At 37.0% G+C, this 16,150-nt stretch carries 1 protein-coding gene (cut by a window edge); it reads right to left on the bottom strand.

Going from position 1 to position 16,150, the window contains the following annotated elements; all coding sequences use genetic code 11:
- A protein-coding gene (locus BLW23_RS19835; RefSeq protein WP_143032236.1) for a galactose-binding domain-containing protein crosses the window boundary here: on the bottom strand, positions 1 to 16,150 show its 5' portion. The gene continues 5,774 nt to the left of window position 1, outside the view; the window shows 16,150 of its 21,924 coding nt (coding positions 1–16,150); the start codon lies at positions 16,148 to 16,150; its stop codon lies off the left edge, out of view.

The raw sequence follows: 16,150 nt of genomic DNA, 5'->3' as shown, positions 1-16,150 counted from the left end.
CTCCTGTAACATTTTCAATTCTAACTTGACCATCAACATCACAGGTTATGTTGTTTACCACATTTAATATCCCATCAATTGGAGTACCTTGTCGTATTTCTATATTCGGACTTGCAAATTCACAAGATGCAAGACTCGATCCATTATTAAGAACTAAATAGTATGTTCCCGCTACAAGTGTACCATTTGCGGCTGGTATAATTGGGTCTAAATTACTTTGTGTTCCTGTTTCAATTGAAACTATTGTGCCAGTGTTTACATCAATAGAGAATAATTCCCAATTTACATCTGGAACTCCTCCATTTAATAAATTCTCTGCTGTATCATCTATATCAAACTGTAAAGCACCGCCAGTACCGACTGCACACGATTCTGAAAGAACCGTTGGCGTTATAACTACATCAATATCAATTACAAATGTTTCATCCAACTTTATACAATTATTATCTCCCAAATCCCTTACAAAGAAATAGTAAGTTCTTCCTGGTATCAACCCTGTAAAAGTATAATTATCTGAACTTGTACCTCCTGCAGGAACCCATCCTAAAGGCCCTGGAGGTATCGGAATTGTGTTATAACTGTATTCAAAATCACCTATTCCTCCAGATACTTCCACATATGCTTCTGCTCCAACGGTACAATCGGCAGAATCAGTTGTAACATTTACAACTAATGGACTTACCTCAAATGGCATAACATACGAACCTAAAAGATTTAAACAATAAGTTATACTACTTGTAGCCGTATCTGTAATTCTTATGGCAGGATACGAAACTGTACCTAAGTCAAACTCTGGATTTCCATTGGTTCCTCTAAATGTAGGACTATCTTGCCAAGTGGCTCCATTATCAACACTAAATTGAATTTTGTAAGGAGCTGAAACTGTTGGATACGCCGTAAAATCAATACCAAATAAAGTTTCATTACCTACAAAAGGAGTACCACAAATAGGTCTTTCTGGTACAATAGTAGTTACTAACGTTGCAGGGTTATTAATTCTTACAGTTTCACTGTCATTACATCCTAATGCATCTGTAATTGTTATTGTATAATCTTCAAAATCATTCGCTGGTGGTGAAGTTGGTAATAAATCATTAATTGTGATTGTTGCACCAACATAATCAGTAAAGCTCGCTACCGTCCCTCCTGCTGAATTCGTTACTGCTATATCATGAGGTGATTCTCCGTTAGCAATTGTAACATCAATACTTCCAAAATCTCCATTACATATAGGCTGGTTTGCCGTTGCTGCAATATCAACATTTACTATTCCATTAATAACAACATCCTCAATTAAGAATTGACAGTATCCAACCGCTCCATTTTGATCTCTAATATAAACATCATATGTACCTGCTGGTTGAGAAATTGGATTCGTATTATTAAAAGTTCCATCCGCTGGAACTGCTGCATTGGCAGCAACTACAGAGTACACATAGTTACCATCTCCTCCTAGAGCTGTAACATCAATTTCACCATTCGAACAACTTGCATTTGTTGGTATCGCTGTCGCCGTTAGCTCATCATTTATAGTAACCGTTTGTTGCGTTCCTGAGCATCCTCCTCCATCTACTATGTCAACAGTATACGTTCCTGAACTTAATCCAGTAAATGTGTACGTTGTCGCCGATGTTGGACTTGGTGTTTGAGGTGATCCTCCGTTTAAAATAAATTGATACTCTCCATTTCCTTGAGTAACATTGATTACAACCTCGCCATTACTTCCATTAAAACATGTAGTTGGTACTGCTGTAAATGCAATTGTTTCAGCTGGATCAATTGTTAAATTAAACGCTGGTGAATCACAATTATTAGCATCTCTTACAATAATATCATAAGTACCAGCTGCTAAACTTGTAAAGGTTGCACTCGCTTGGAAACTCGTCCCATTATTTGAACTATACGTATATCCTGGTGTTCCTCCCGATCCTGTTACTTCTATTGTTGCTCCTGTAGGACTCGAACAGGTTACTGGCTTAGTGATTGCAGCTGTTGCTGATACCGCAGTTGGTTCATTTAATGTAACCGCTGGTAATACTACTGTACAAACTGCTAGTGAACTAGAATCTGGACGAATCTCAATAGTATACGTTATATTATCTAATCCTGTAATGGTTTGTGTTCCATTACTTGTTGAAACCCATGTAGTACCTCCGTCTGTACTATACTCATAAGAACCTGTGAAATTAACAGCCTCTATGGTGATAGTTCCATCAGTAGCTCCGTTACATAAAACATCTGTACTCGAAACTATACTTCCTCCAAATTCCTCATTTGCATCTACCGAAATAACAAAATCTCTATCACATGCTCTTGGTGAACTAACTGTGATTGTATGAGATCCTACCGCAACATCGCTAAACACATTACTTGCTTGAGCTGTTCCTCCATCCAAACTATACATATATGTTAGGACAGGAGTCGCTGGTGCCGTTAATGTTACATTACCCGAACCATCACAGTTATAGGTAACACTATTGGTAAAGTCAGGTATTACTGGTAATGGATCTATTGTTAAGCTTCCAACTGACTGGATACATCCATTATTATCTTGAACCGTTAAGGCATAAGTACCTTCCGTTAAATTATCATAAACTAAATCTGTATTATAAACGCCATTTACTCCATAAGTATAAGGAGCTGTTCCTCCTGTTGCAACAGTAAAGGTTATTTGTCCTAAAGTACTACAAGTATAATCTTGAGTGATACTCGCTGTACTAGCAACGGTAGTTAACGTATTTATAGCAATGTCTATTGGTGTTTGTGAACAACCATTAGAATCTGTTACTTGAATTGTATAAGTTCCTGGTGCTAATGTATCATGTAATAAGGTACTTCCAGACTGTGTAGTTGTCGTTGTAGTAGAAGTTGTATTATTTGTGAAATCTATTGTATATGGTGCTACTCCATCCGAAATTGTAATATTTATGCTTCCCGTATCTCCATTACATGCTGGTTGATTTACATCGGTTGTAAAACTTGGATTTGCTGTTTGACCAACATTAATCGTTGACATATACGTACAGCCTGATCCATCCTCTACATAGAAATCATAATCGCCTGATGTTGTTATTGGGAAAGAATTCGTTCCAACATATGATGTAGGTGCTGGGTCTCCATTATCTACAACCGCATATCCATAAGTTCCATCTCCGCCTGCTGCAGTAATTGTTAAACTTCCAGCATTACAAGTAACATTTGCCGTTGATGCTGTTGCCGTTAGTTGATCATTTATAATAACCGTTTGTTGCGTTCCTGTACATCCTCCTCCATCTACTATGTCAACAGTATACGTTCCTGAACTTAATCCAGTAAATGTGTACGTTGTCGCCGATGTTGGACTCGGTGTTTGAGGTGATCCTCCGTTTAAAATAAATTGATACTCTCCATTTCCTTGAGTAACATTGATTACAACTTCGCCATTACTTCCATTAAAACATGTAGTTGGTACTGCTGTAAATGCAATTGTTTCAGCTGGATCAATTGTTAAATTAAACGCTGGTGAATCACAATTATTAGCATCTCTTACAATAATATCATAAGTACCAGCTGCTAAACTTGTAAAAGTTGCACTCGCTTGGAAACTCGTCCCATTATTTGAACTATACGTATATCCTGGTGTTCCTCCCGATCCTGTTACTTCTATTGTTGCTCCTGTAGGACTCGAACAGGTTACTGGCTTAGTGATTGCAGCTGTTGCTGATACCGCAGTTGGTTCATTTAATGTAACCGCTGGTAATACTACTGTACAAACTGCTAGTGAACTAGAATCTGGACGAATCTCAATAGTATACGTTATATTATCTAATCCTGTAATGGTTTGTGTTCCATTACTTGTTGAAACCCATGTAGTACCTCCGTCTGTACTATACTCATAAGAACCTGTGAAATTAACAGCCTCTATGGTGATAGTTCCATCAGTAGCTCCGTTACATAAAACATCTGTACTCGAAACTATACTTCCTCCAAATTCCTCATTTGCAGCAACTGTTACTACAAAATCTCTGTTACACGCTCGTGGTGACAGAACTGTAATTGTATGAGTACCTACTGCTAAATCATTGAATACATTTCCTGTCCCATTTATATTTGTACCTCCATCAATACTATAAGTATAGGTTAACACTGGTGTTGCTGGCGCTATTAAGGTAACATTACCACTACCATCACAGTTATAGGTAACACTATTGGTAAAGTCAGGTATTACTGGTAATGGATCAATCGTTAAACTACCCACTGATTGAATACATCCGTTATTATCCTGTACTGTTAAAACATAGGTTCCTTCTGTTAAGTTGTCATATACTAAATCCGTATTATAAACTCCATTGACTCCATAAGTATATGGTGCGGTTCCTCCTGTGGCTCCTGTAAAGGTTATTTGCCCCAAAGTACCACAAATATAGTCTTGAGTAACACTTGCCGTACTTGCAACCGTAGTTAATGCATTGATAGTAAAATCTACTGGCGTTTGAGAACATCCATTAGCATCTGTTACTTGAATTGTATAAGTTCCAGGATTTAATGCATCATGTAATAAGTTACTTCCTGTCTGTGTAGTTGTCGTTGTGGTAGAAGTTGTATTATCGGTAAAGGCAATTGTATAAGGAGCAATACCATCTGATATTGTGATGTTAACACTTCCTGTATCTCCATTACACGCTGGTTGGTTTACATCGGTTGTAAAACTTGGATTTGCTGTTTGACCAACATTAATCGTTGACATATACGTACAGCCTGATCCATCCTCTACATAGAAATCATAATCGCCTGATGCTGTTATTGGGAAAGAATTCGTTCCAACATATGATGTAGGTGCTGGGTCTCCATTATCTACAACCGCATATCCATAAGTTCCATCTCCGCCTGCTGCAGTAATTGTTAAACTTCCATCATTACAAGTAACATTTGCCGTTGATGCTGTTGCCGTTAGTTGATCATTTATAGTAACCGTTTGTTGCGTTCCTGTACATCCTCCTCCATCTACTATGTCAACAGTATACGTTCCTGAACTTAATCCAGTAAATGTGTACGTTGTCGCCGATGTTGGGCTTGGTGTTTGAGGTGATCCTCCGTTTAAAATAAATTGATACTCTCCATTTCCTTGAGTAACATTGATTACAACCTCGCCATTACTTCCATTAAAACATGTAGTTGGTACTGCTGTAAATGCAATTGTTTCAGCTGGATCAATTGTTAAATTAAACGCTGGTGAATCACAATTATTAGCATCTCTTACAATAATATCATAAGTACCAGCTGCTAAACTTGTAAAGGTTGCACTCGCTTGGAAACTCGTTCCATTATTTGAACTATAAGTATATCCTGGTGTTCCTCCCGATCCTGTTACTTCTATTGTTGCTCCTGTTGGATTTGAACAGGTTACTGGCTTAGTGATTGCAGCTGTTGCTGATACCGCAGTTGGTTCATTAATCGTAATTGAACCTATATTATCTTGACATACAACTTTAGAAAAAACTTCTACTTCTGCTAGACTTAAGAATCTATTCGTTCCTACTAAACGAATTCGAATTCTTGAACCGTTATTATTAATAGGTATGTCTACATTGGTAGAAACACTTCCAGTGTGCGTATAGGAATAGGTTAAACTACCAGAATTATCAAATAATTCTAATATAAAATTATCTAGTCTGCCCGCACAACAATCGGTTCTATTCCAAACAACAATATTTTCTATCGGAATATTATCAGAAGTTAGAGGAGACAAATCTAATTCCCAAAATGGATTAATATCGCCTGCCGCTGTATGTGTTACTGTTTCATTTCTATACCCTCCATCGGTATTACCATCTATAGCTCTCGAGGCATCACCTTCAAAACCTGTAGTACTTTGAGTGGCTATACCTTTTCCAGCTATATTGGAAAGCGTTCTTATAAGTACATCGTGCGTTCCAACTGGAATGGTATTAATGTTTACAGGGCTCACGGTATTATTTTCTACCCAGCTAAGAGATCCTATTTTATAATCAAACGATGTATTAAAATTTTCCACATTTAACGATAACTGACCACTATCTACTCCATTACATCCTGCATCGACTACGTTAAAAATTTCGCCTCTAAATTCTTGATCGGGTAAAATAGTAACATCAATATCTTTTGGACAAGCTGTTGGATCAACATGTAAACATTCGGTTAATAGTTTAAGTGCAGCTGTATTGCTATTCCAATTCTGATAGGCAATTCTAAACTGACGTAAAGGTGTACTTTTTACCGTCCATGCCTTATTTGCATTAGATCCAGTTCCCACAGGTCTAAAAAAGAAATTAGTATTATACACTCCTGATGCCACCGAAATAGAATTATCAGGATTGTTAACCGTAAAATCCTCACCAGCTGAGTAAATGGTAAAACTATCCGTTGAATCAAACCAATCTGATGTTATTGTTTTACTCGATAGTTCTAAACTGACATCTTTGTCAAATGATATTGTGATAAAGGTATTATCTGGCCCTCCGGGTGTTGAAAATATAAGGTGTCCTGAATTGGCATTTAGTGATGACACGGAGCCAACTCCTGTTAAGGTTATGGTATAATTGAGTTCTTCACCCTCTATATCGACAACTCCTGTTAAACTGTTTGAATTCCAAACTGACTTTCTATTACAAATAACCCCATCAGGTTGCCATACACCTTCTCTTTGATTCACTGTAATTGTGTGTGTCCCTAGAGGTAAGTCTGTAAAAACGTTCGACCCCTGGATAGTTCCTCCATTTAAAGAAAAACTATAATCCGTACTTGTAGGGCTAATGGTAACATTACCAGTACCATCACAATTGTAATCAACTGTATACCCGAGATTTGGTAATAGATCTAGCGGATCAATTACTAGATTTTCCAACATTACCGTACAACCATTAGCATCTTTGATTGAAGCTTGATAAGTACCCTCGGTTAAATTCGTAAAAATGGAATCAGAACTGTAATTATCATTTAATCCATATAAGTAAGGTGGAGTACCTCCACTACCTGGAGTAAACGATATTTCTCCAAAAGTATCACATGTATAATCCTTTGTTATACTAGCCGTACTTGCAACCGTAGTTAATGCATTGATAGTAACATCCACTGGTGTTTGAGAACATCCATTAGCATCCGTTACTTGAATTGTATAAGTTCCAGGATTTAATGTATCATGTAATAAGGTACTTCCCGCCTGTGTGGTTGTCGTTGTGGTAGAAGTAGTATTATCGGTAAAAGCAATCGTATAAGGAGCAACACCATCTGATATTGTGGTGTTAACACTTCCTGTATCTCCATTACATGCTGGTTGATTTAAATCGGTTGTAAAACTTGGATTTGCTGTTTGACCAACATTAATCGTTGACATATACGTACAGCCTGATCCATCCTCTACATAGAAATCATAATCGCCTGATGTTGTTATTGCAAAGGAATTCGTTCCAACATATGATGTAGGTGCTGGGTCTCCATTATCTACAACCGCATATCCATAAGTTCCATCTCCGCCTGCTGCAGTAATTGTTAAACTTCCATCATTACAAGTAACATTTGCCGTTGATGCTGTTGCCGTTAGTTGATTGTTTATCGTATGAGATGTTAATGTTGAAATACAACCTAAAGCATCTTGAACTTCAATATCATACGTCCCTCCATTCAATCCTGTAAAGGTATGCGTTGTTGCATTCGCGGGAGTTGGCGCAATCCATGGTCCTCCATCTATTCTAAATAAGTAATCTTGAACACCTTGAGTAACGTTAACAACTATCTCTCCATTACTTCCATTAAAACATGTTGTTGGAGTAGCTGTATGAATTACTTCTGCTGGTGGATCTACCGTTATCTCTATTGATTCTTGAGAAACACAAACGAACTGAACTGGTAAACATGCCTCTGGGCAAGAAGCTCCATCATTAAAACCAGAAGGTGTACCTTGATCCACAAAGACCGCATTAGGGCTAGCTCCTGTAAAGTTATCTATTCTAAAAATTTGTCCAGTAGTATTACTGAAAGCATATAAATCTCCATTTTTCACGGTAAACATACTACCATAAGACCCGTTAGGAAGACCGCCTGTAACTGTTTTGTTAGTAATCGAAACAGGATTTGTGGACATATCAGCGATATAGAGTGTTTGGTTTTGTATACCATACCCTTTCCCTGAAATGAACACCATATCTGCTGCTGTGCCTCCACCTGTGAAACTAACTGTAGTATATTTTCTTGTATTAATATCCACTCTATAAAAAGTACTTCCTCCTTGACGTAACCATAAATAATTACCAGTTTCATCAAAGAAACAGACATTTGGATCTATTGGTAATATTGTTCCTGATGTTTCGTGGGTAATAGTTCCAAAAACCGTGGCAACACCATCATATCCCATTCTAAACAACTCTTTTGTTCCACGAACTGTACCGTATATATAGTAATTCGTTGGGTGTATTGAAATTGCATTCGTATCTACTGTAGGTCTTGCTACAAATTCGTTATCACCTGTTACTGGGTCAATTACACGTAGCTCAAAACTAATAACTTGATATAACCCAGGGTTACAAGGTGGGTTTGAACTAGGAGGCGCTCCTCCTAAACAATCACACTCACTACAGTCTCTGCTATCCTGAACATACACATCATAAGGTGAACCCGCTGGATCTACATTCGTAAATACAGGTGATGCTTGCCAAGTAGTTCCATCCAAACTGTATGTATATGGAGGTAAGCCTCCTGAAGCTGAAGCAGTAACTGTTGCTCCTGAATTTGTTGCCTCACATGAAGCTGGTTGTGTTACGGAAGCCGTTATTTGAAGATCAGGAAGATCATCAATAGTAACCTGTCCTAGGTTTACTTGACAATCAATTGCCCCTGTCAACTCTCTTATCACAACATCGTATGTTCCGTTATCAAGACCGTAAATTGTATAAGGACTATCGGCAACTGTTAACCATGTAGTTCCACCATCAATAGAATATTGATAATCACCTGCATAATTTTCCGCCGAAATTGTTATTTGCCCATTTCCTAAAGAATTACAATAGTTACCTACACTTCCTAAAATACTCCCTCTAAATTCTTGGTTTGCATCTACAGTTACTACAAAGTCACGCGAACATGCTCTATCAGAAGTAACCGTAATAGTATATGTTCCTGCTACTAAATTTTCAAATGTATTTGTAGGTCCAGCCGTCCCTCCGTTTAAACTATAATTATAGGTTAACACTGGAGTTGCTGGTGGAGTCATTGTTATATTACCATCTCCATCACAATTGTAAGTAACATCATTTGTGAAATCAGGAATAACTGGAACTGCATCTATAGTTAAACTTCCAACAGAAGAAATACACGCGTTATTATCTTGTACTGTTAACGTATACGTTCCTTCTGTTAAGTTATTATAAACTAAATCTGTATTATAAACTCCATTGACTCCGTAAGTATATGGGCCAGAACCTCCTGTTGCCGCTGTAAAAGTAATTTGGCCTAGCATAGTACATGTATAATCTTGAGTTATACTTGCTGTACTTGCTACAGATGTTAATGTATCAACTACTACATCTACGGGTGTTTGTGTACAACCGTTTGCGTCAGTTACTTGGACTGTATAAGTACCAGAGGCTAATGAATCAAATAATATTGTAGTATCTGATTGCGTAGATGTCGTTGTTGTAGAAGTTGTGTTATCTGTAAACGCAATTGTATATGGCGCTACTCCATTAGAAATTGTGATGTCAATACTTCCAGTATGACCATTACATGCCGGTTGATTTACATCTGTAGTAAATGTTGGACTTGTTGTTTGACCAACATTGACAGTTGATGTATAACTACAACCAGATCCATCTTGAACAAAGAAATCGTAGTCTCCTGAAGCTGTTATTGTGAAGGAGCTTGTTCCTACATATGTTGGAGTATCACCACTTCCAGTAGTAATGAATGCATACTGATAATTACCATCACCACCGTTAGCAGTAATAGTTAAATTACCATCATTACATGTAATATTTGTAGTAGCCGCTGTTGCTGTTAACTGATCATTTATCGTTACAGTTTGTTGGGTAGCTGTACATCCTGCACCATCAACAATATCAACAGTATAAGTTCCAGCACCTAACCCACTAAACGTATAATTAGTAGCGGTAGATGGCGTTGGCGTTTGAGGCGACCCTCCATTTAATATGAATTGATACTCTTCATTTCCTTGTGTAACATTGATGGCAATTTCACCATCATTACTTCCAGAATAACAAGCCGTTGGCGTCGCCGTAAATTCAATAGTTTGAGGTGGATCTAATACCACCGTTACAGGAGTACAAGTTACTTTGTTAATTACAATATCAACATTATCGATAAAATTACCAACCGTTGGATTTCCTCCTGTCGTTGAAACTGCTTCAAAAGCTATTATCGTTGTTGGCTGCCCAACTGGTACAGTATATGTTCCTGAGTAACTACCCCAAGCAGTATTTCCATCAGACATGGTTTCTTGAACGGGTGCTGTTCCTAAATCTCCTCCAATTCTTACTTGAGCAACATCAGTTCCTAAACGACCTCTATGATCAAGTGACCATGAGATTACATCACCTGGCTGTGTACAATATTCTTGGTATAAAGTAGAAACGGCATTGGCATTTAATTCTGCAAAATTATTTCCTTCAGAAGCTGGAACTCCTTGAAAATTATTGTGCCAAATTTCAATATTATTATCCGAAGCTGTTGTATCCCAACCTGGTACGTTATTCTCATGTACTAAACTCCAACCGGTATATGTTCGAATAGGCTCTTCAAAACTTCCATTTACAAACGGATCGGAAGTACATCCACATTCATCACAGTTTTGACTATCTCTAATTTGAATTGTATAAGTTCCTTCTGCAACATCTGTAAACACATTTGAAACTTGCCAGTTAACACCGTCTAAACTAAATGTATAAGGAGGTACTCCTCCAGAAGCTGTTACCGTAATCGTTGCTCCAATTCCGATACAACTCACGGTATCAGTAACATCAGCCGTTACATTCATTTGTGGTGGTTCCGAAATTGTTACTTGTCCTAAATCTATTTCACAAGTAACTCCATTTGTTACCTCTCTTATTAAAATATCATGAGTTCCAGCTGCAACTCCAACGATTCTGAAAGGATTGTCTATCGCAACTAACCAATCCGCACCTCCGTTAACTGAATATTCATAATCGCCTCCAGTAAAATTAGAAGCTGAAATTGTAACTGTACCATTATTTGCATTAAAACATCTACTATCAGTTGATCCTGTTATGGTTCCAGTAAATTCATTATTGGGTAATACCGTTACATTGAAATCTTCTGTACAAGCACTAGGTTGTTTAAGAACACAGTTCGCTGCTAAACTAAATGCGGTTGCATTTCTATTAACATTTACATAAGATATTGTAAAAGTATTTAGAGGTGAACTTTTAATAGACCATTGTCTGTTGTTGTTAGTTTCTGCTGTAGAAGGTCTAAATGACAATGTATCATTATATTCTCCTGCAGCTACATTCAAAGAATTATCAGGATTATCAACCGTAAATGTTTCTCCAGGTGAAGAAATCACAAAATTCTCTCCACTATCGAACCAATAACTCCATACAGAGTAATTTTTTGAAAACATTTCCAAACTAATCTCTTTATCGAAGGTAATAGTCCATTCGGTAGGAGTAGAATAATTTCCTGTTAGATTCCCCATGTTTATATGACCTGAACCATCACTCGAACCTGAGAAAAAACCTGGACCTGATAATGATGTTTGATAATTTACATTAACACCATTAATTACAATAGTCCCTGATCCACTTGTAGAATCCCAAACGACTCTAGAATTAGCGCATGTTAAACCACTAGGGTCATCAACACCATCAATTTTTGTAACAGTTACAGGATGATTACCCACGGGTACATTGGTAAATACGTTAGAATCTTGAGGAGTTCCACCATTTATTGCATAACTATAATCAAATTGGTTTGGTAATATTGTAACATTCCCTGTACCATCACAGTTATAATCGACATTAAAAGTAAAGTTATCATCTAAAACTTCTAAAGGGGGGATAGTGATACTAGGTAATGTTAGTAAACAGTTATTCTCATCTCTAACTGTTAATGTATACGTTCCTTCCGTTAAGCCATCTTTAATCAGATTATCTGAATAAACACCATTGATACCATAAGAGTAATTCGAGTTACCCAAAGCATCAACTGCATAACAAATAGCATACTCTAAATTAAAAATAGATTGCGTTAATGAAACAGCCGTCGATTGTGTTCCTCTCGCTTTAATTCTCAACCTATCAATTGGTTCATTAAAACTAATTCTTACAACATTCGTCGAATTTGCCCCTCCTCCGTTAAAAATAGTACCATTCTGATTCGGTGTTGGTCCATTGTTAACCAAAGTCATTGTAGGATTAGCTACCGCTATACCTGAACTAAACCCTTCAATAACCGTTTCTTCAGGAGATGACAAGTTTCCGCCATCAATATCAGTAATAACAAAGGTCATATTATTAACCTCTTTATCAAAATCAAATTGAACAATACTTTCTTGTGTATTATCCACATTTAAAGTACCAATTTGCACAATACTTCCGTCTCCAGAAGGGTCTCTAGGACTGAATGTTCCACCAGATTCTACAGCTGTAATGCTTCCACTGCTACCATTATGTATGAGAGTAAGAGTTACATTTTCTCCATTAACTCCTCCAGGTAACGGTTGGGTGTTTGTAGCCGCTACTCCACCTGTCCCTGCTGTTAATCCATCAAAAATACCCAAATCCAAGACTTCATTCGAACATGGAGCTCCTCCTGTAGCTTGTTCAAAAGTAATTATACCCTGTTGAGCACAAGTATACTCCTGAGTTAACATAGCTGAACTCGAAATAGGAGTCTTATCTTCAATTTCAGCATTCACTGTATCGAAACACTGATAATTAGGCTTTGAAGCTCTAATATTAATTGTATAAGTGCCAACAGCTAAACCTGAAAAGTTTCCAGTAGTATTCCACGCACCTGGTCCTGAACCTGAATCAATATTGTATTCAACCAAATATCCTTGACTACTACCATTAACGGAAACAGAAATAATTCCATCACTATCTCCTGGACATGAAATCGAATCTACATTTAAATCAAATGCTAAAGGTGGTTCTACAGTAACTTCTACTTCATTAGATATACTAAAACAGTTATTACTATCGAGTATTACGAATCTATATACACCTTCATCTCCATCAGCAACCGAATAAGTGAAATCTGTAAAAAATTCCGATGGTGGAATATCTGATATCGAAGTATATAAATCCGTTCCTTGGTTCGTCCAAACGGCAAAAGTATACTGATCTCCAGTATTTAGAGTACCTCCAGTTCCGCTTAATTGAATAATTCCATCAGAAGTACCGTTTAAACATGAAATATTTTTGATGATTGCTGCTGTTAATGTTAAATCTGCAACTTGATTTATAGTAATGTCTTCTGTAATTGTACAATCTGCTGTTGTAACTCTTACTTGATAGTTTCCACCAGTGCTAACATTAAAAGTAAAATCATTATTAGCGGTAGGTCCTTCATTACCAACAGTTGAACCTCCTTGTAATAATGTATATGTATAATCGCCAGGAACATTATTCACCTGAACACGAATACTTCCAGTATCTCCAGAACAAACAATATGTGTAGGCGTTATATCTAAATCAATTTCTCTATTTAAAATATTGATAGGTCCAAAATCATATGAACAAGAAGCTGCTGACGCATTTGAAATTCTAATTTGTAAATCATAATCTCCTGGATTCGAAACCGTAAATGTATTTGACGCTTGAAAATCAACAAAATAACCACTTGGTCCACTTAAACTATATTGATATCCTGCCGGCACTCCATTGACTGTAATTTGCCCATCATTGCCACAAATCATATCTTCTTTTACAATCGTAGGATTTAAAGCCGCCTTGAAAACATTAAAATAATATGTTGTCGGACACCTTCCATCATAAAGAACTTCTACCCTATACTCACCTGAATCCGAAACATCTAGGGACATGTTCGTACTAATCGTATTCCAAGTACAACTTGTATCAATATTTGCACACCCTACTGCTGTTTGATCAGGACAAGAAGTTTCGTCAAGTTTTTGCCATGTTACTGTTGTTCCTGTAGAAGAATCGAAAGGTAAATTTATGGTTCGAGTACTACTATCTCCACACAAATAAATTTCAGCCAAATCAGTATTATTTACACAGGTTGTGTACATAATATCGGCAAAAGGAATTAACGGATTAGTCTCTGTATTATAAGCTATTACATTAATAATTTCGGTCGTGCTTATACAGCCCACGGGTGCCACTTTACTTACTGTATAAGTTCCAACTGCACTCACTGTTACTGTTTGATCAGTACCTATTATTGTATTACTTGAATCTCGCCATTCATAAGATATAAATCCAGCACCTGCTGATAGTAAAAGTGTTGGACCACAAAGTACTTCATCTCTTTCATAAGTACATCCTGAGGTATCAGCTAAAAAGTTAGTAGACCCATCAATACCGAAATTACAAGCATCTAAACCTGCAACACTTGGTTCGTTTTCAACTCTTGGTGTTCCTCCTAAATCACTACTATAATTAGCAAATGCCTGATTCTCTACAATATTAGAACATACATCTCTTAAATCATTACAAGAAGAAACTACTTGTACTTTAAATCTAATATCATACGCTGCACCACCCTCTGTAACCATGCTATCTGGTACATCAATGGTTAAAACCCCTCTGAACGAATTAGCCGCCGAAGGTGGATCATAATTATAGGATGTTATTCCCGCTGGAAGAATTAAATCGGCTTCAATTAAATCAACATTTTTAGGTAAAACATCAACGATTTGAGTATCTGTTGCATTATCTGTACCTACATTTTGAAAACTAACGTTATACCATAATTCCGCTCCTAAAGCTAAAGTTTGTCCAGCAATATCGTTTCCTGCTCCGTCATCTACGGTTTTCACTAACTGAACCTTTGGTTCAATTATTTCAACAGCCATTCCCAATAAAAATGGATAATACGAATCTCCCGCGGTAGTAAAACGTAGAGTAGCACTCGTTTGATTATTTCGGAGAATGCTATTATTCGGATTATTTAAAGCGAAAATATCTGCATCATAACCCAATGTATTTTCACTATCAGGGTTTCGATTTGTTTGATAATTATTGTACGCGGTAATAGAACTATTAAAAAAGTTATTGGTAGGGTTATTACTTCCTGTAGTAATTGTGGAATACGATCCAAACGGATTCAATATCTGAAAGCTATCACCAACAATAGGACTATCTCCCTCCAGTGCTGAAACCAAAAGAGTGGCTCTTACTGGCCCCACTGGTATCGTTTGAAATCCTGTAACAGTTACATCAACCGATGGATTATCTGCTCTACGAATTGTAGAAAATCCGTCGAAAACATAAAACTTTTTACTCGATTCATTTTCATTCTCATAGACTATCACTAAGTTCCATCCTGCCGAAGATCCTAGTCCCCCTCCAAAATTATCGGTACCAAGTGTTGCTTTTATATTCGCCGCAAAATAATCTCCATTTGGATTCGATAGACCTGCTACTAAACTAGTTACATCTTTATAACAAACATAAGGCATCTCATCAGCCGCTCCATTATCATAAATTAATTCATTTGGATCTAATTTATCTGCTACTAAATCAATATAATTTCCTCCTGGTAATTTGAACTTGATTTCGTTAAAATCACTATCTCTAGTATTGATACCTGCACTTTCTTCTGACCAGTTATCATAAGGATATATTCCAGCCCAATACAATCCAGCATACACTACATTCGAACAAGTTGGAAGGCTTAAGGTTGCACTGGAGGAAGAAAACGTACTTGCGTCGCTATCTACATCAATATAACCAAGGTTAAAACTATTGTTGTATCCATTCGCATCATAGGGATCCGATGTTGGAGGCCTATTAAGAATATTGTTTGCTATCGAAGTAATATTTCCTCTGGCAACACCGTTATAGCGCTCTCTAAAGGCAACATCAGACAAACTAAGATTCTTTTCAGCTCTAATACTTTCTGACACTATTTTTTCTTGTGCTGTAAACACAATGCTAGATAGCATTAGAATGAGGGTAAGTATAAGTCTTTTCAT

It is taken from the genome of Tenacibaculum sp. MAR_2009_124 (assembly GCF_900105455.1).
Taxonomy (GTDB): Bacteria; Bacteroidota; Bacteroidia; order Flavobacteriales; family Flavobacteriaceae; genus Polaribacter.
Note: the sequence above shows the minus strand (reverse complement) of the source record. Positions and strands in the feature narration are given on the sequence as shown.